Annotated in this window: 18 protein-coding genes; 10 read left to right on the forward strand and 8 right to left on the reverse strand. The window is 62.3% G+C overall.

Annotated features, from left to right (window positions below; genetic code table 11):
- Positions 1–3: 3 nt before the first annotated feature.
- The 4 genes from HEP69_RS12900 (at position 4) to aat (ending at position 3247) form a co-directional block, all read left to right on the forward strand.
- Positions 4–540, forward strand: a complete 537-nt coding sequence (locus tag HEP69_RS12900; RefSeq protein WP_290558948.1) for a LuxR C-terminal-related transcriptional regulator — start codon at positions 4–6, stop codon at positions 538–540.
- A gap of 163 nt (positions 541–703) precedes the next feature.
- Positions 704–1192: an acetyl-CoA carboxylase biotin carboxyl carrier protein gene (gene accB / locus HEP69_RS12905; RefSeq protein WP_290558949.1), complete on the forward strand. Its 489-nt coding sequence runs from the start codon at positions 704–706 to the stop codon at positions 1190–1192.
- Between the two features lie 9 nt (positions 1193–1201).
- Positions 1202–2554: an acetyl-CoA carboxylase biotin carboxylase subunit gene (gene accC, locus HEP69_RS12910; RefSeq protein ID WP_290558950.1), complete on the forward strand. Its 1353-nt coding sequence runs from the start codon at positions 1202–1204 to the stop codon at positions 2552–2554.
- 60 nt (positions 2555–2614) lie between these two features.
- Positions 2615–3247, forward strand: coding sequence for a leucyl/phenylalanyl-tRNA--protein transferase (gene aat / locus HEP69_RS12915; RefSeq protein ID WP_290558951.1), 633 nt, complete (start codon positions 2615–2617; stop codon positions 3245–3247).
- On the opposite strand, the gene HEP69_RS12920 is transcribed toward aat, so the two are convergent.
- The 6 genes from HEP69_RS12920 to HEP69_RS12945 form a co-directional block, all read right to left on the reverse strand.
- Positions 3211–3642 carry a DUF2155 domain-containing protein gene (locus HEP69_RS12920; protein WP_290558952.1) on the reverse strand — a complete coding sequence of 144 codons (432 nt, stop codon included), beginning with the start codon at positions 3640–3642 and terminating at the stop codon, positions 3211–3213. The two genes, aat and HEP69_RS12920, sit on opposite strands and share 37 nt — an antisense overlap.
- The gene (mlaD, locus tag HEP69_RS12925; protein ID WP_290558953.1) at positions 3643–4098 is read right to left on the reverse strand and encodes an outer membrane lipid asymmetry maintenance protein MlaD; all 456 of its coding nucleotides are present in this window, start codon (positions 4096–4098) and stop codon (positions 3643–3645) included.
- 41 nt (positions 4099–4139) lie between these two features.
- Complete coding sequence (locus HEP69_RS12930; RefSeq protein WP_290558954.1) at positions 4140–4523, reverse strand: NADH:ubiquinone oxidoreductase subunit NDUFA12; 384 nt, start codon at positions 4521–4523, stop codon at positions 4140–4142.
- 89 nt (positions 4524–4612) lie between these two features.
- Positions 4613–4984, reverse strand: coding sequence for a RidA family protein (locus tag HEP69_RS12935; protein ID WP_290558955.1), 372 nt, complete (start codon positions 4982–4984; stop codon positions 4613–4615).
- Between the two features lie 81 nt (positions 4985–5065).
- Positions 5066–6334, reverse strand: coding sequence for an ATP-dependent Clp protease ATP-binding subunit ClpX (gene clpX, locus HEP69_RS12940; RefSeq protein ID WP_290558956.1), 1269 nt, complete (start codon positions 6332–6334; stop codon positions 5066–5068).
- A gap of 168 nt (positions 6335–6502) precedes the next feature.
- Complete coding sequence (locus HEP69_RS12945) at positions 6503–7132, reverse strand: ATP-dependent Clp protease proteolytic subunit (protein ID WP_290558957.1); 630 nt, start codon at positions 7130–7132, stop codon at positions 6503–6505.
- A gap of 130 nt (positions 7133–7262) precedes the next feature.
- On the opposite strand from HEP69_RS12945, the gene HEP69_RS12950 reads away from it, so the two are divergent.
- Together HEP69_RS12950 and HEP69_RS12955 are read left to right on the forward strand one after the other, a co-directional pair.
- Positions 7263–8465 carry an FAD-binding domain-containing protein gene (locus tag HEP69_RS12950; RefSeq protein WP_290558958.1) on the forward strand — a complete coding sequence of 401 codons (1203 nt, stop codon included), beginning with the start codon at positions 7263–7265 and terminating at the stop codon, positions 8463–8465.
- A gap of 132 nt (positions 8466–8597) precedes the next feature.
- Positions 8598–10625, forward strand: coding sequence for a PhoX family phosphatase (locus tag HEP69_RS12955; protein ID WP_290558959.1), 2028 nt, complete (start codon positions 8598–8600; stop codon positions 10623–10625).
- A 75-nt stretch (positions 10626–10700) separates the two neighbouring features.
- On the opposite strand, the gene HEP69_RS12960 is transcribed toward HEP69_RS12955, so the two are convergent.
- Together HEP69_RS12960 and HEP69_RS12965 are read right to left on the reverse strand one after the other, a co-directional pair.
- Positions 10701–11924: a Coenzyme F420 hydrogenase/dehydrogenase, beta subunit C-terminal domain gene (locus HEP69_RS12960; RefSeq protein ID WP_290558960.1), complete on the reverse strand. Its 1224-nt coding sequence runs from the start codon at positions 11922–11924 to the stop codon at positions 10701–10703.
- A gap of 15 nt (positions 11925–11939) precedes the next feature.
- A complete protein-coding gene (locus tag HEP69_RS12965) occupies positions 11940–12803 on the reverse strand; it encodes a cobalamin-dependent protein (RefSeq protein WP_290558961.1) in 864 nt (287 codons plus the stop codon).
- A gap of 296 nt (positions 12804–13099) precedes the next feature.
- On the opposite strand from HEP69_RS12965, the gene HEP69_RS12970 reads away from it, so the two are divergent.
- From HEP69_RS12970 to pstB, 4 genes are all read left to right on the forward strand, one after another.
- On the forward strand, positions 13100–14137 hold the full coding sequence (locus HEP69_RS12970) for a substrate-binding domain-containing protein (protein ID WP_290558962.1): 1038 nt from the start codon (positions 13100–13102) through the stop codon (positions 14135–14137).
- Between the two features lie 90 nt (positions 14138–14227).
- Complete coding sequence (gene pstC, locus HEP69_RS12975; protein WP_290558963.1) at positions 14228–15691, forward strand: phosphate ABC transporter permease subunit PstC; 1464 nt, start codon at positions 14228–14230, stop codon at positions 15689–15691.
- The gene (gene pstA, locus HEP69_RS12980) at positions 15688–17034 is read left to right on the forward strand and encodes a phosphate ABC transporter permease PstA (RefSeq protein WP_290558964.1); all 1347 of its coding nucleotides are present in this window, start codon (positions 15688–15690) and stop codon (positions 17032–17034) included. The genes pstC and pstA overlap by 4 nt, the downstream gene beginning before the upstream one ends.
- A 17-nt stretch (positions 17035–17051) precedes the next feature.
- Positions 17052–17849: a phosphate ABC transporter ATP-binding protein PstB gene (gene pstB / locus HEP69_RS12985; protein ID WP_290558965.1), complete on the forward strand. Its 798-nt coding sequence runs from the start codon at positions 17052–17054 to the stop codon at positions 17847–17849.

Below are 17849 nucleotides of genomic sequence, written 5' to 3' on the forward strand. Positions count from 1 at the left end.
CCCATGTCCGATCCCGGTTTTGAACATGCGCCCCTTGGTCTGGCGGAACTGGAAAACCGCATCATCATGCGGTGCAACGCGCGGTTCGCGGCGATATTCGGCGCCACCGCGCAGAGCTTTGCGCATCAGCCCATCGCGGAGCTTTATCCCAGCCACGAGGAGTATGAGCGCGTCGGCGCGCGCGGGCTTGCCATGATGCAAGACAGTGGCCGCTATACCGACGAGCGGATCATGCGGCGCAGGGACGGAGGGCTGTTCTGGTGCCGTGTCCGGGGGCAGTCGCTGACCCCTGACGATCCGCTCCGTCATGGGATCTGGTCGTTTTCCGATATCTCCGAGGACCGCCCCGTGGTGCAGCTGACCGCGCGCGAACGCGACGTGGCCCTGCTGACCGCGCGCGGTCTTTCGGCCAAGGAAATCGGTCGGGCGCTGAACCTGAGCCACCGCACGATCGAGGCGCATCGCGCACGCCTTCTGGACAAGTTCGGCGCCCGAAAACTGGCCGAACTGGTCGCGAAACTCTCAGGCATGCCGATCTGAGGGGGAATTGGCGCGCGCTTTCCCTCTGGTCATTTGCGGCAAAAACCCCCATCTAGATCACACAAAACGGAACGCTTTTCCTGGAAATGCGCATACCCTATAACCCACAGGATGAACGCCCGCACACAGATGGGCGCAAGACAGGAACCGGTCGAGGACACCCATGGCAAACAAATCGCATGACGCGGATGTGGCATTCATCAAGGCTCTGGCCGAGCTGTTGCATGATAACGACCTGACCGAATTGCAGGTCAAACGCGACTATGACGAAAACGACAGCCTGAATGTCCGCGTCAGCCGGGTCGGCCCGGCCGTATCGGTTCAGGCGCCCGTTGCGCCGCCCATCGCGGCAGACCCCGCACCGGCGCCAGCCGCGGCCCCCAGCGCTCCGCCCGTGGCCGAGGATCCCGCCAGCCACCCCGGTGCCGTGACCTCGCCCATGGTGGGCACCGTCTATATGCAGGCCGAGCCGGGCGCGCCCGCGTTCATCAGCGTCGGCGCCAGCATCAGCGAAGGCGACACGCTGCTGATCGTCGAGGCGATGAAAACCATGAACCATATCCCCGCCCCCAACTCGGGCACGATCAAACGGATCATGGTCGAAGACGGGGCCGCGGTGGAATACGGCACACCGCTGGTCATCATCGAGTAAGGCCCCCTGATGTTCCAGAAAATCCTGATTGCCAATCGCGGAGAGATCGCCCTGCGCGTGGTGCGCGCCGCGCGTGAGATGGGGATCGCCACGGTCGCCGTACATTCCACCGCCGATGCCGACGCGATGCATGTACGTATGGCCGATGAAAGCGTTTGCATCGGCCCCCCACCCAGCCCCCACAGTTACCTCTCGGTGCCCGCAATCATGTCGGCCTGCGAGATCACCGGCGCCGAAGCGATCCACCCCGGCTATGGTTTTCTCAGTGAAAACGCGCAGTTCGTCCAGATTGTCGAGGATCACGGGCTGACCTTTATCGGGCCCACCGCTGAACATATCCGCATCATGGGCGACAAGATCACCGCCAAGGACACGATGAAGGCGCTGGGTGTGCCATGCGTGCCCGGCTCCGAGGGCGGCGTGGCCACGCTGGACGAGGCCAAGCGGCTGGGCGCCGAGATGGGATACCCGGTCATCATCAAGGCCACCGCAGGCGGCGGCGGGCGCGGCATGAAAGTGGCCAGTTCCGCGGCCGAGATGGAAAAGGCATTCATGACCGCCAGGGCCGAAGGCAAGGCCGCCTTTGGCAATGACGAGGTCTATATCGAGAAATACCTGCAAAAACCGCGCCATATCGAGATCCAGGTCTTTGGTGATGGCAAGGGGCGTGCGGTGCATCTGGGGGAGCGGGACTGCTCTTTGCAACGGCGCCACCAAAAGGTCTTCGAGGAAGCCCCCGGCCCCGCCATCAGCGCCGAAGAACGCGCGCGCATCGGCAAGGTCTGTGCGGATGCGGTGGCGCGGATCAACTATACCGGTGCCGGAACCATCGAATTCCTCTATGAGGACGGGGCGTTCTATTTCATCGAGATGAACACCCGGCTTCAGGTCGAGCATCCCGTGACCGAAGCGATCTTTGGTGTCGATCTGGTGCGCGAGCAGATCCGCGTCGCCTCGGGCTTGCCGATGTCGTTCGAGCAGGACGACCTGACGATCAACGGCCACGCGATCGAAGTCCGGATCAACGCCGAGAAACTGCCCGATTTCCGGCCCTGCCCGGGCCGGATCACGCAGTATCACGCGCCGGGCGGCCTGGGTGTACGGATCGATTCCGCGCTGTATGACGGCTATACGATCCCGCCCTATTACGACAGCCTGATCGGCAAGCTGATCGTGCATGGCCGCGACCGGCCCGAAGCACTTGCCCGGCTCAACCGCGCGCTGGGGGAGTTGATTGTGGACGGGGTCGATACGACCGTGCCGCTCTTTCATGCGCTCTTGCAGGAAGACGACGTTCAGTCCGGGGCCTATAACATCCACTGGCTGGAGAAGTGGCTTGATCGCGCTCTGGCTGCGGACTGAGTTTGCCCCCAGGCCTGCCTCCGCCATGGCGATGCGGTCTTTCGCCGCTGGCCCCGATCAATGAGCCTGACACCCGACCTCCTGCTGCACGGGTATTCCATCGGGATTTTTCCGATGGCCGAGCATCGCAACGATCCAGAGGTTTTCTGGGTCGATCCGCGCAGGCGGGGCGTGATGCCGCTGGATCGGTTCCACCTGTCGCGATCCTTAAAGCGATCCATCAGGAACACCCCCTATCGCATTGCGGTAAATGACGATTTCTCGGCGACGGTCGAAGGGTGCGCAGACCGGGTGGAGACCTGGATCAACGACGAAATCCGCACGCTTTACGTCGGTTTGCACCGGATGGGGCATGCTCATTCGCTGGAGCTGTGGGAGAGCGATGAATTGGTCGGAGGCGTTTACGGCGTGACATTGGGTGGCGCATTTTTTGGGGAAAGCATGTTTTCGCGCCGACGCGACACCTCAAAAATCGCCCTTGCCTATCTGGTGGATCGCTTGCGGCAGGCGGGCTTTGTCCTGTTTGACACACAGTTCATCACCCCGCATCTCGCCTCTTTGGGCGCGGTAGAGATCAGTCGGGCGCAGTATCACAACGCCTTACAGCATGCCTTGGAGATTGAGGCGGATTTTATGGCGCCTGCCCTGCCGGACGCTCAGGAATTGATACAGCGCAGCACCCAGACGTCATAACGCGCGTGATCCAGCGCGCTGAGCGCGGGGGAAGACGCCACCATCCAGCCGGTAAAGGCCACGCCCTGCTCCTGGCCGATCTCGCGGATCACCAGATAAGCAAACGCATCACCTGCTGGATTGCCCGCGGGATAGCGGCATTCGGTCAACCCCACTTCCAGGCCGAACATCTCTCCGCTGATGCCTGCGGTCAGTTCCAGATCGGTGGTCGCCCCGCTTACCTTGTCGAGGGCGCGCAGCACAACACCGGTGCCGCGCTCGCCCTGCTGGGCGCTGATTTGTGGCGGGCCCCCCTGAGGTAGATCGGTCAAGGGGGTGGTTTCGATCACGATGGATTGGGCCGGGGCCATTCCCGGCACCGCCAACCAGGCCAAGACCAGAAGCGTGCGCAGCACTTACTCGCCCCCGTTATCGCCGCTGACAAACCTGAGCAGCAATGTCATCAGGCTGACCGAGCTTTGCGTGTCGAGAACCTCGTCCCCTTCGGCAAAATAGAACGGCGATCCGCCCGGCATAATCTCGACGAAATTGCCGCCCAACAGCCCTTCGGACGAGATCACGACCGCGCTGTCATCGGGAATCTCGATACCGTTGGCCACGCTAAAGGTGGTGTCGGCGCGAAACGTCTCGGCGTTCAGGGTGACATCCGTAACGGTGCCGATCTTGACGCCAGCGAGGCGCACATCGGTGCCGACATTGACCCCCTCGATCGACCGGAACGAGGCGGTCAGCGGATATCCGGCCGCCCCCGGCGAAAAACCGGTCGCCTGCCCGGCATAAACGGCAAAGGCAATAGCGGCAGCCAATACTGCGCCACCAATGGCCACTTCGGTTTTGGAATGGGTGGACATGAGCCCCTCTTTCGCACGGGTTCAGGGATGGTTTATCGGATCTATTCAGGTGTCCAGGCTTCGTAATCCTTGCGCGGCGCCGGGTCGGACCGTCGGATCGAACCCGCAGGCGCATAGGCCAGGGCCGTGCCGGTCAGATTCTCCTGATGCGGCTTCTGCCAATCTTTGCGCGGCAACGGTTTCTCGGTGGGCGGCTCGTCCCAGGTACGGTGCAGCCAGCCATGCCATTCGGGGCTCACCCGGCTCGCCTCGGCCTCGCCATTGAAGATCACCCAACGTTTGGAATCGTCCTTGTTGTGATAGAACTGATTGCCCTGATCGTCTTCGCCCACTCTGATGCCCTTGCGCCAGGTGAAAAGCTGCGTGTTCAGCGTCTGGCCGTTCCACCAGGTCACGCTGCGCAAGAGAGTGTTCAGGATACCCATTGGCGTCTCCGCTTGTTGTTGGGTGAGATATGACCGATTGGCGCGCAGAGGTCCAGCGGCAAGGCCGGGACATGACCGCGCGGCACGATCTAGCGCAGAACGGCCGTCACCTCGATCTCGATCCGGTATTTGGGGTCCAGAAGACCGCATTCGATCATGGTGGCGGCTGGCGGGTTGTCCCCGAAAGCCTCTGCCAGCAGCGGCCAACATGGCTCAAATTCCTGCCGGTCCGGCAGCATATAGGTGACGCGCACCACATCGGCCATGCTGGACCCGGCCTCGGTCAGGGCCGAGCGGATCGTGGCGAGCGCTGAGCGGCATTGACCTACAACATCCTCGGGAATGTCGGTTCCTTGCGCGGTCGTGCCTGCCACATGCACGAACCCGCCCGCCACCACGGCCCGGCAATAGCCGACCTTGTCTTCGTAGAGACCACCGGATTTGAACCTGTGAATGGACATGTTCCACACTCTCCCTGTCTGAACGGCAAACGGCGCAGGACCACCCCCGCGCCGTATCTCTCTTGCAATGCCCGTGCCGGATCAGCCCGCGCTGGCTTCTTCCTTGTCGGTCTCGGCATGGATCATCAGCGGACCTGCGTCCGAGGTCACCGCCTCTTCATTCACCACGACCTTGGTCACACTGTCGAGGCCGGGCATCTCGAACATGGTGTCGAGCAGGATATCCTCAAGAATGGACCGCAGCCCGCGCGCGCCGGTCTTGCGTTCGATGGCGCGTTTGGCAATCGCGCTCAGCGCGTCTTCGGTAAAGCTCAACTCGGTGTCTTCAAGCTCGAACAGGCGCTGATATTGCTTGACCAGGGCATTCTTGGGCTTGGTGAGGATAGTGACCAGCGCATCCTCGTCCAGATCCTCCAGCGTGGCCAGAACCGGCAGACGACCGACAAATTCCGGGATCAGACCGAATTTCAACAGATCCTCGGGTTCGAGATCCTTGAACACTTCACCCACGCCGCGATCGTCATTGTCGCGCACATCCGCGCCAAAGCCCATGGCCGAGCCCTTGCCGCGCTGCGCGATGATCCGGTCAAGACCGGCAAACGCGCCGCCGCAGATAAACAGGATGTTGGTCGTGTCCACCTGCAGGAATTCCTGCTGGGGATGCTTGCGCCCGCCTTGCGGCGGAACAGAGGCCACCGTGCCCTCCATCAACTTCAAGAGCGCCTGCTGCACCCCCTCGCCCGACACATCGCGCGTGATCGACGGGTTTTCGGATTTGCGCGTGATCTTGTCGACCTCGTCGATATAGACGATGCCGCGCTGCGCGCGTTCGACATTGTATTCCGACGACTGGAGCAATTTCAGGATGATGTTTTCGACATCTTCACCGACATACCCCGCCTCGGTCAGCGTGGTGGCGTCAGCCATCGTGAAGGGCACATCGAGGATGCGCGCCAGCGTCTGCGCGAGCAGCGTCTTGCCGCAGCCGGTGGGGCCGATCAGCAGGATGTTGGATTTGGCCAGCTCAATATCGTTCCCGGCTTTTTGCGCGTGATTGAGACGCTTGTAGTGGTTGTGGACCGCCACCGACAGAACCCGCTTGGCCGTGGCCTGACCGATCACGTAATCATCCAGAACCTCGCAGATATCGCGGGGCGTGGGCACACCGTCGGTGGCCTTGAGACCGCTGGCCTTGGTCTCTTCGCGGATGATGTCCATGCAAAGCTCAACGCATTCATCGCAGATGAAAACGGTTGGCCCGGCGATCAGCTTGCGCACTTCGTGCTGGCTCTTGCCGCAAAAACTGCAATAGAGCGTGTTCTTGCTGTCGCCGCTGGAGTTCGTTGCCATGATTTCCCTTTCAGGCTTCGAGTATCGCAGTCGTCCCGTCCACCTGGCCAGAGGTTGGAGGACAGTCCAGAATTCCCGCTCAGCTTAGGACAGCCGATTGGGGTCCACAATCGCAAAATGTGTCCCCGGTGCGGCGCACCGGGGCAGGCTCTTCAAGATGGCGTGCGTTTACGCATCTTCGGTCTCGGCTTTGCCGCGGCTCTCGACGATCTCGTCGATATGCCCCCATTCCTTGGCCTCTTCGGGGGACATGAAATTGTCGCGATCCAGCGCCTTTTCAACGGATTTCTTGGTCTGCCCGGTATGCTTGACATAGATATCGTAAAGACGGTCTTTCAGCTTTTGCGTCTCGGCCGCGTGGATCATGATGTCAGAGGCCTGACCCTGATACCCGCCCGAGGGCTGGTGGACCATGATCCGGCTGTTGGGCAGCGAAAAGCGCATGCCATGCTCTCCGCCCGCCAAAAGGACTGATCCCATCGAGGCCGCCTGACCGATCACTAGCGTCGAGACCTTGGGCCGGATATACTGCATCGTGTCATAGATCGACAGGCCAGAGGTCACAACGCCACCGGGGGAGTTGATGTAAATGCTGATCTCTTTTTTCGGGTTGTCCGCCTCAAGATGCAGCAACTGAGCCACAACCAGATGGGACATGCCATCATGAATAGGACCGTTGATGAAAATGATACGCTCTTTGAGAAGGCGAGAGAAGATATCATAGGCGCGTTCACCCCGGCTGGTCTGTTCAACGACCATGGGGACAAGGTTCATATAGGTTTCGACTGGATCAAACATGTAAGGGGCCTGCTGATGGTTGACCGGGACCATACCCGGTGGATGGTTAAGGGAGTCTTAGTGTCGGCCACTGTGGGCTGCAAGGGGCGGTGCGGTTGAAGGCCTCTCTTGGCACACTAGCTGGCCGCCCATGACCACAGATTTTCCCCCGACCCGAACCGCCGCGCTGGAGCGGCTGGCGCGCTTTGTGCCCCGTGCCGGGGCTGACTATGCGCGGGGGCGCAATTTCGATCTGGGACCGGGGCGGCATCACAGGGTCTCGACCCTGTCGCCCTATCTGCGGCACCGGCTGATCACCGAAGCCGAGGTGCTGGAGGCGGTGTGTGCGCGCCATTCCCTCAAGGCCGCCGAGAAATTCGTGCAGGAGGTTTTCTGGCGCACCTACTGGAAGGGCTGGCTTGAGCTGCGGCCAGGCATCTGGGACGACTATCTGACACAGCGCATGGCGGCCTGGAACGCGGTTCAGACCCAGGCGGGTCTGCGCGCGCAATGGGAGGAGGCCTGCGCCGGTCGCACCGGCATCGACGGCTTCGACGCCTGGGCGCAGGAGCTGGTGCAGACCGGCTATCTGCATAATCACGCACGGATGTGGGTTGCCTCGATCTGGATCTTTACGCTGCGCCTGCCCTGGGCGCTGGGGGCTGATTTCTTTCTGCGCCACCTGCTGGACGGGGATCCCGCGTCCAACACGCTGAGCTGGCGTTGGGTTGCGGGGCTGCACACCAAGGGCAAGACCTATCTGGCGCGCGCCGACAACATCGCGACATACACCCAAGGCCGGTTTGCGCCCAAGGGTCTCGCTGCCTGCGCGGTGCCGCTTCGGGGCCCGGACCATCCGCGGCCCCGGCCGCTGCCCGCGCCGGATAGGGTTATGCCCGGCCTGCGCACCGGCCTGTTGATCACGCCCGAAGACCTGTCTCCGGAACATGTGGCAAAGGCCCTGCCAAACCCGGTGGCGACCGCGATGATCTCTCATCGGTGCAGGCTCAGCCATCTCGAGATGGCGCCACGGGTCCTGAACTGGGACTCCGCAGTCCTGGAAGATATGGCCACCCGCTGGTCCGGGCGTCTGGGTCCAATCATACCCATCGTCAATCCCGTCGCCTGGGTCGAAGAGCATGCGCTGGAGCAGATCGTCACCCCCTATGCCCCGGTTGGCACAGAGGCCACTGCCCTCGATCAGTTGCAGGCCGCTCTGCCCGGTTTGCGCATTGCGCGTCTGCGCCGCGCCTATGACAGCGCGGCCTGGCCCCATGCCACCCATGGGTTTTTTCGTTTCAACGAGGTCCTGCCCCGTCTGATCGCCGGGCTGAAAGGCATCCGGGCCGCATGACCGCCCCCGCCCCTGTCCGGCGCGCAAACCCCGCCCTGCTTCATGTCCATGTCATATTCCCGGGACAGGCTGCGCCCAGCGGCGAGCCGAAAGGATTCGCCCTGCTTTCATGATTTCAGGAGACCCACGCAGATGGATCGCAAATCGATCATCCACGAACCCGAGTATGGCAACAAAGCCGAAGCCTTTGAAGCATTCGACGATATTCCGACCAACCCCAATCTCAGCAACACCATCGGCGATGTCATCAACGCCCGTTATGGCCGCCGTGACGTGTTGCGCGGGATGCTGGGTGTCTCGGCCACGACCGCGCTCTTTGGGACGTCCGCACTGGTCGCACCCGGCGAAGCCGCTGCCGCAACGGCAAGCCGTTATGTGTTTGACGAGCTGACCTGGGGCAATGACGAACGCCACCACATCGCCGACGGCTACAGCGCCGATGTTCTGCTGCGCTGGGGCGATCCGATCACCGCGGACGCGCCCGATTTCGATGTGATGAACCAGACGGCCGCCGCCCAGCTCAAGCAGTTCGGCTATAACAATGACTATGTCGGTTTCTGGCCGCTGAATGACGATCCCTCACGCGGTGTGCTCTGTGTGAACCATGAATACACCAACGAAGAGGTGATGTTCCCCGGCCTTGGCCGTCAGGACCGTGCCGGATTCGAAGGCATGACCAAAGAGCTGGTCGACATCGAAATGGCCGCCCATGGCGGCACCGTCGTCGAGATCGCCAAAGGCGCGGATGGCAAATGGGCCCTGGTCAAGGACAGCGCGTTGAACCGCCGTGTCACGGCCTCGACCACGGCCATGTCTTTTTCCGGCCCCGCCGCGGGCCATGACCGGCTCAAGACATCCGCCGATCCCACCGGAACCACGGTGATCGGCACCATCAACAACTGTGCCGGCGGCATGACGCCCTGGGGCACCTATCTGATGGCCGAGGAGAACTTCCACGGATATTTCTGGACCGATGTGGTGGATGCCGACGGCAATCCCGACATCTCGGAGCAGCCCGAGGCCGCCTCGATGAAACGGTACGGCGTGCCGGGCCGCTGGTATGCCTGGGGCCAGTATCACGACCGGTTCAATATCGACAAAGAACCCAATGAACCCAATCGCTTTGGCTATATTGTTGAAGTGGATCCGTTCAACCCCGATGCCACCCCGATCAAGCACACCGCCCTGGGCCGGTTCCGCCATGAAGGGGCCGAAACCACCATCGCATCGGACGGTCGGCTGGTGATTTATTCGGGCGACGACAACCGGTTCGATTACCAGTACAAATGGGTGTCCGCGGCGGCTGTGACCGAGGAAAACTCGGTCTTCGGCTCGTCCCTGCTGAGCGAGGGGACGCTTTATGTGGCCCGCTTTGATGCCGATGGCACCGTCGATTGGATGCCGCTGATCCATGGCTATGGCCCGCTGACGGCCGAAAACGGGTTCAACTCTCAGGCCGATATTGCCATCGACACCCGGATGGCGGCCGATCTGCTGGGCGCGACCCCGATGGACCGGCCCGAAGACGCGCAGCCGCGCGGCGACGGAACGGCCTATATCATGCTGACCAACAACTCGCGCCGCCAGGCCGATCAAGTCGACGCGGCCAACCCGCGCGCCGAAAGCCGCTTTGGTCACATCATCGAGATCAAGGAAGATGGCGGCAATCACGCGGCGACCCAGGGCACCTGGTCGATCCTGGTGCTGTGCGGAGACCCCGAGATCGCCGAGGTCGGCGCCCAGTGGAACCCCGAAACCTCGGAAAACGGCTGGTTCGGCTCGCCCGACAATTGCGCGATCGACACCGATGGACGGCTCTGGATCTCGACCGATCAGGGCACCGGCTGGGGCCGCACGGGCAAATCCGACGGGCTCTATGCGCTCGAGACCGAAGGCGATCTGCGCGGGCATTCCAAGCTGTTTTTCCGCTGCCCGGTTGGTGGTGAGCTTTGCGGGCCCTATTTCACGCCCGACAGCGAGACGCTGTTTCTGGCGGTCCAGCACCCCGGTACGGACGGCACCAAGGATCTCAAAGGGTTCGAGCGCGACTCGACCTTCGAAGACCCGGCCACGCGCTGGCCCGATTTCGATCCAAACATGCCCCCGCGCCCCTCGGTCGTGGTCGTGACCAAGGATGGCGGCGGCAAGATCGCGGTCTGACGCCGTGTAGAATGGCAAAGGGGGCTCGTGTCATGCGGGCCCCTTTTTTTTGCAGGCGCCAGGACCTTTGGAAGGCTACGGATCGCGCGGCGCGTCCTTATCGGACGTCTCGCCGGGTTCAGGCTCGAGGCCATAGGGCGCCACCAGCGCCCAGACATGTTTCGGGATCATATGCTTCATCCGGCGCGGCACATGGCGGCGCAGATGCAGCACGGTTTCGGCCGCCTTCATCTCTACCCGGGCGCGCGCAAACTCCAGCCCGCGCGGCCCGATCCGGGGTTGCAGCCAGGCCATCAGCGGGCGCAGCCAGTCGGGCATCCGGCGCAAGGGCAGCCCACCTGCCGCCAGCCTGGTATTCTCGATAAACCCCTTGACCGCGCCTGCCCGTTTGCCGCGGCTGCCCACCGGGTTCAGCCGCACCTCATCCCCCAGCATCTCGACCAGTTCGGCGCCGCGCGCATTGCGCACGATCAGCCATTGCTCGCCCTCACCGGCCATATAGCCAACGGTCAGATCGGCCAGCACATTGGTGTAATCCACACATGTCCGGCAAGTCAGCGGAAAGAAATCCGCCGGCAGATCCGAGATCGGCAGTTTCAGAAACGGGATCTCGCGTCGCGATCCGTCGTCAAAGCGCAGCTCGACCCGATAATCGGCGCGGAACTCCAGATAGCTGACCGCCTCGGGCCGATCGGTGAGACGGTCGAGGAACAGATGGAAATTCTCGGTCGTGGTGTTGTCGGAACAGGGCGTGCCGATCACATAGAGCCGCTCGAACCCCAGTTCCTTTTCGATCGCTCGCAGTGCGTAGACCTGACAGGGAATGCCGATCACCGCCAACCGGGTGATGCCCTGATCGCGCGCAGGCTCCAGCAAGGCCAGAAGCGGCGCATAGCCCATGCGCATGCCGCGCGCGCGGGCCATGTCCTGGGCTTGGGTGATCAGCGTGGGCACCGGGCGCCAGCGATCCTCCGGGTCAGGCACAACGGTCAAGACGGCCTCAACTGCGCCGGTCTCCAAAAGCTTCTGCGCAATCCGCGTGGTCAGACCGCTCCATTGCGCGCCCTCCGCCGGTTTGCGCGCCCAGGCGCGATACATCTTCTTGTAGGGACCGAAGAACCGCTCATCGCCCTCCTCGGGGTTGCGAGCCCGGCCGTGGACTTGGGCCTCGAGCCCGGGATAGTCGGGGCGGATGAACTGACAGGCCTGACCGCAGCGTCCCGGATCATCGGTGCGCGACAGCCCGCAATCGGTGCAGAGCGTGCGGGGAACTGCGTCGCGGAACGTGTCCTTCGCCATCAGATAGTCCCGATACTAACCGCGCGCGGCACCGGACTGCGCCGACACACTGTCATGAAAATCCTCCATAATAGCGCGCAACGTATCAAAATCGTTGGATACCGCGTCAGCATCGGTCAGCTCTTGCAATCGCGGCTCGACTTCGGCAAGCCGTCCGGCGATCACGATCCGCACATGCGGTGTGCTGACCCGTACCGCGGCGGTCAACCGGACCAGTTCGGGCAGGCAATCGGCATGGGCCGCCGACAGCCCCAGAATGGCATAGTCGGTTTCGACAAGCTCCTCGACCAGTTCGTCATGGCTGCGCCCGACCTTCAGGTCAATCAGCCAGCCGTCGTGCCGGAACAGATCGGCCGCCATCGACACACCCAATGTGTGCCGCTCTCCCGGGGTGCAGGAGAATACCGCATGTCGCCCGTCCGGCCAGGCATCCGGTGCAAGGTTCGCGCTGATGCCCCGCATGATCGCATAGATACGGGCCGCGGCAATCGTTACCTGAGCCGAGGTGAGCACATCGGCGGTCCAGCGTTCTCCCAACAGGCGGGCAGCCCCCGTCAGATGGGTCAGATAGATCGTCTCGATATCGGTCCCGTCGGAAATGGCCCGCATCACCTTGCGCAAAGCGGTCCGTTCATCGCGCGCACACAGCGCATCGGCCAGGGCCGCGGCCATCTCGGTCTCGTCCGGCGAGGCGGTGTCATCCACCTTGGCGGCAAGCCGTGCGATCACTTCCTGCGCCAGCACACTGACTGACGGTTCGGGCAAAACCGTTCTGAGCCTGTTGAGCGATGCTGTGGCCCGGCGCGCGGCCGAGCGATCAATGGCATTGCCGGGAAACGCGGCAATGTCCGCAGTGGAGGGTCTTTGGTCTTCGGCCATCAGCGGTCCTTTCCAGATCGCTGGGTGAGACCGAGAAAGAGGCTTAGCGGCAGCGCAGGCTCGGTCCAGTCAGAGAAGCTGACTCCCCATAAATACCCTGTCGCGGGGCACAAAGATACGCCTCTGGGTTGTGGCAAAGCGAAGCGGCTGTGAACCATACGCCAGGGCAGACCGCAAAACGTCGCTGAGTTTCATAAATCTGTTACAAAAGTATTACATTGGCTTCATGCAAGCTGACTACTCGGGCACCAAGGCCGCTGTCAGTGGCCGGGAATCATCCAAACCCAGGAGACATCATGTCCTACGCGAAACTGACCGCCTCCACTCTGGCGATCGCTGCCCTTTCCGCATCTGCGGCCTATGCACGTGACAACGTGCAGGTCGCAGGCTCCTCGACTGTTCTGCCCTATGCCTCCATCGTCGCCGAGGCGTTTGGCGAAAACTTTGAATTCCCGACACCGGTTGTCGAATCCGGTGGCTCATCCGCGGGCCTCAAACGGTTCTGCGAAGGTGTGGGCGAAAACACCATCGACATCGCCAACGCCTCGCGCGCCATTCGCGAGCGCGAAGTCAAAGCCTGCGCCGAGAACGGCGTCACCGACATCATCGAAGTGCGCATCGGCTATGACGGCATCGTCTTTGCCTCCGACATCGACGGCAACAGCTTTGAGTTTACCCCCACCGATTGGTTCAACGCCCTGTCGCCCACCGTGTTGGTAGACGGCGCGCTGGTCGACAACCCCCATACGAACTGGACCGACGTGAACGCCGATTTCCCCGATCAGCCCATTGCGGCCTATATCCCAGGCACCAAGCACGGCACCCGTGAAGTGTTCGAGGAAAAAGTGCTGGCCGCAGGCTGCGAAGCCACCGGCGCGATGGACGCGATGATGGCCGCGGGCATGTCCGAAGATGACGCCGAAGACGCCTGCATCTCGGTGCGGACCGATGGCGTGTCGGTCGATATCGACGGCGATTATACCGAAACGCTGGCCCGTATCGACAGCAACAAGGACGGTATCGGCGTCTTCGGTCTGGCGTTTTACGAGAACAACACCGACAAGCTGCAAGTGGCAACCATGAACGGCATCGTGCCGACAACCGAAACCATTTCGGCTGGCGAATATCCGGTGTCGCGCCCTCTGTTCTTCTACGTCAAGAAAGCGCACATCCCCGTCATCCCGGGCCTGAAAGAATTCGCAGAGTTCTTTGTCTCCGATGAAATCGCCGGCCCCGACGGACCGCTGGCCGCCTACGGTCTGGTTTCTGACCCCGAACTGGCCGACACTCAGGCCATTGTGGCGGACGAACAGGTCATGGGCTCGAACATGTAAGCCTGACGGCTTTCTCAGGGCGGCGCCGATTTCGGTGCCGCCCGACCTTTTTTCTGCGCTGCTCCCTCTTTCAATCAAATCGGAACTCTCATGCCCGTTCTCTGGCTTGTGATCGCGATCCTGGCGCTTTCGGCGATCGGGTACGTGATGGGTCGCTCCCGCGCGCTCAGCTCGGCAGGCGGCGATACCCGCGCCCTGCATTCTCTGCCCAGCTATTACGGCGCCAATGTCGGCCTGACGATCCTGGCGCCGGCTTTTGGCGTTCTGATCGTGTGGCTTCTGGTGCAACCGTTCTTCATCGACCGGTCCATCGCGTCCCAGCTGCCCGACCGCGCCGTCAGCGCCGACACCACGATGGATCTGGTGATGAGCGATGTGCGTCGCGTTGCCGAAGGGCTGGACGTGGCCGTCAGCGAAGGGGCCATGACCGCCCAAGAGGCCCGCTCGATCCGGACCGAGTTCACCGATGTGCGCCAGCGCCTCGGCGAGGTCGGCGTCGCCTTGGGCTCGAACGTCTCGGCCGAGGTCTTGTCGGCCGCGCAACGCTACAGGTCGATGTCCCGGATCGGCAACCTCTTGATGGCAATGGCGGTTTTGGGCGCGGCCATCGCGGGCTTCGGGATCAGTCTGAGCCGTACCCATAGCGAGTTTCGCGCCCGCAACGTGGTCGAAGCAGGCGTCCGCCTGATCCTGATCGGCGCGGCGTGCATCGCGATCCTGACCACTTTGGGTATCATCCTGTCGCTGGTCTTTAACACGATCGAGTTTTTCCGCCTCTACCCCGCGCGCGACTTCTTTTTCAGCCTGACCTGGAGCCCATCCTTTGGCGGCGGATCCGAGCTGGGGATTATCCCGCTGCTTTGGGGGACGCTTTACATCTCGTTCATCGCGCTGGCGGTGGCGGTGCCGATTGGGCTTTTTGCCGCGATCTACCTGTCGGAATATGCCTCGCCCAGGGTCCGGTCCTTTGCCAAGCCGCTGCTCGAGATCCTGGCCGGGATCCCGACCATCGTCTACGGCCTCTTCGCGCTGTTGACGGTGGGCCCTCTGCTGGTGTCCGTCTTTGGTGACGAGGGGGTGGGCTGGATGCAATCGGGCACGGCAGTGATGACCGCGGGGCTGGTCATGGGGGTGATGCTGATCCCCTTTGTCAGCTCGCTCTCGGACGATATCATCAATGCGGTGCCGCAATCGCTGCGCGACGGCTCTTACGCGCTGGGCGCTACGCAATCCGAAACCATTCGCCAGGTGATCCTGCCGGCCGCCCTGCCCGGCATCGTCGGTGCGATCCTGCTGGCCGCCTCGCGCGCCATCGGCGAGACGATGATCGTGGTGCTGGGCGCAGGCGCGGCTGCGCGGCTGAGCATGAACCCCTTTGACGCGATGACCACGGTCACCGCAAAGATCGTCAGCCAGCTGACGGGGGATGCCGATTTCGCCAGCCCCGAAGTGTTGGTCGCCTTTGCGCTCGGCATGACCCTTTTCATCATCACACTCGGGCTGAACGTCATCGCCCTCGCCATTGTGCGCAAATACCGGGAGCAGTACGAATGACTGATGCAACCGCCCCTGCGGCGCCTGCCCGCGGCTCTCTCAAGGCCGCCGACGAGCGCACCCGCAAGCGCAACGCGGCCGAGAAACGGTTTCGCCTTTATGGGCTGACAGCCGTTGGGATCGGTCTGATCCTGCTGGTCACGCTGTTAAGTGCGATCGTGTCAAACGGGGTTGGCGCGTTCCAGCAGACCTTTATCTCGGTCAATGTTTTCCTGGACCCGGAAAGGCTGGACAAGCAAGGCAATCGCGATCCTGCCGATCTTCGCAAAGTGTCGACCTTCGGCTATACCCCGCTGATCCAGAACGCCATGCTGGCCACGGTGGCCGATGCGGGTGTCCAGACACCGTTGACCAAGGGCACCGACATGCGGCCCATGTTTTCGGCCGGCGCTGCGGCGCAGGTGCGCAACTTCGTTCTGGAGAACCCCGACCGGATCGGCGACACGGTTGCATTTCGCATCCTCGCGGCCAGCCGGGTCGATGGCTATCTCAAAGGCCGGGTCCAGCGCGAAGATGTGGCGCGCGACAAGAATATCGACGCCGAACACCTGGATCTGACCGATGCCCTGGTCGAGGCGGGCGTGGTCGAAAAAACCTTTAACCTCGCCTTCATCACGGGCTCGGACGCCTCCGAAAGCCGCGCCGAACAGGCCGGGATCGGGGTCGCGATGATCGGCTCGTTCTTTATGATGCTGGTTGTGTTGGGCCTGTCTCTGCCCATCGGGGTCGCCGCGTCGATCTATCTTGAAGAGTTCGCGCCGAAGAACCGTTTCACCGACCTGATCGAGGTGAATATCTCGAACCTCGCGGCGGTGCCCTCGATCGTGTTCGGGATATTGGGCCTTGCGGTCTTCATCCAGTTCGCCCACCTGCCCCAGTCAGCCCCGCTTGTCGGGGGTCTGGTTCTGACATTGATGACCCTGCCGACGATCATCATCTCGACCCGGGCCTCTCTCAAGGCCGTGCCACCGTCGATCCGTGATGCGGCCCTGGGGGTTGGCGCGTCGAAAATGCAGACCGTGTTTCACCACGTGCTGCCCCTGGCGATGCCGGGCATTCTGACCGGCACAATCATCGGATTGGCCCAGGCTTTGGGTGAAACCGCCCCGCTGCTGCTGATCGGGATGGTGGGCTTTATCGCCTCGAACTATCCCGATGGGCTGGCCTCGGGTTTTCTCGATCCCAACTCCGCGATGCCCGCGCAGATCTATGAATGGGCAAAACGCGCCGACCCCGCCTATTACGAACGCGCCTGGGGCGGCATCATCATCCTTCTGGTCTTTCTCCTGACCATGAATTTCATCGCCATTCTGCTGCGCCGCCGGTTCGAGCGCCGCTGGTAAACCCCGAGGGATTCCACATGTATGACCTTCCCCAAACCGACAGCCACGTGATCCACGAGGATCTCAAAGTGCGCGCCCGCGATGTTCAGGTGTATTACGGCGCGACCCATGCCATCAAGGATGTGAGCGTCGACATCGCCGATAAGACGGTGACGGCCTTCATTGGTCCTTCGGGCTGCGGCAAGTCGACTTTCCTGCGCTGTATCAACAGGATGAACGACACAATTGATGTTGCCCGGATCGAAGGGGACATCCTGCTGGACGGCGAGGATATCTACGACCCCGCCGTCGATCCGGTGCAGCTGCGCGCCCGCGTCGGCATGGTCTTTCAGAAGCCCAACCCGTTTCCGAAATCCATCTATGACAATGTCGCCTACGGCCCCAAGATCCACGGCATGGCCAAGACCAAGTCCGACCTGGACGATATCGTCGAGCGCGCCCTGCGCCGCGGCGCCATCTGGGAGGAGGTCAAGGACCGCCTGTTGGAGCCGGGCACGGGCCTTTCGGGTGGCCAGCAGCAGCGGCTGTGCATCGCGCGCGCGGTGGCAACCGAGCCTGAGGTCTTGCTGATGGACGAGCCCTGCTCGGCGCTCGATCCTATCGCCACCGCCCAGGTCGAGGAACTGATCGATGAACTGCGCCAGAACTATTCGGTGGTGATCGTGACCCATTCGATGCAGCAGGCCGCACGGGTGTCGCAGAAAACCGCGTTCTTCCATCTGGGCAATCTGGTGGAATATGGCGATACCGGTCAGATCTTCACAAACCCCCAGGACCCGCGCACCGAAAGCTATATCACCGGGCGGATTGGGTAA

The sequence above is a fragment of the Aestuariivita sp. genome, from assembly GCF_021404545.1.
Classification (GTDB): domain Bacteria; phylum Pseudomonadota; class Alphaproteobacteria; order Rhodobacterales; family Rhodobacteraceae; genus Aestuariivita.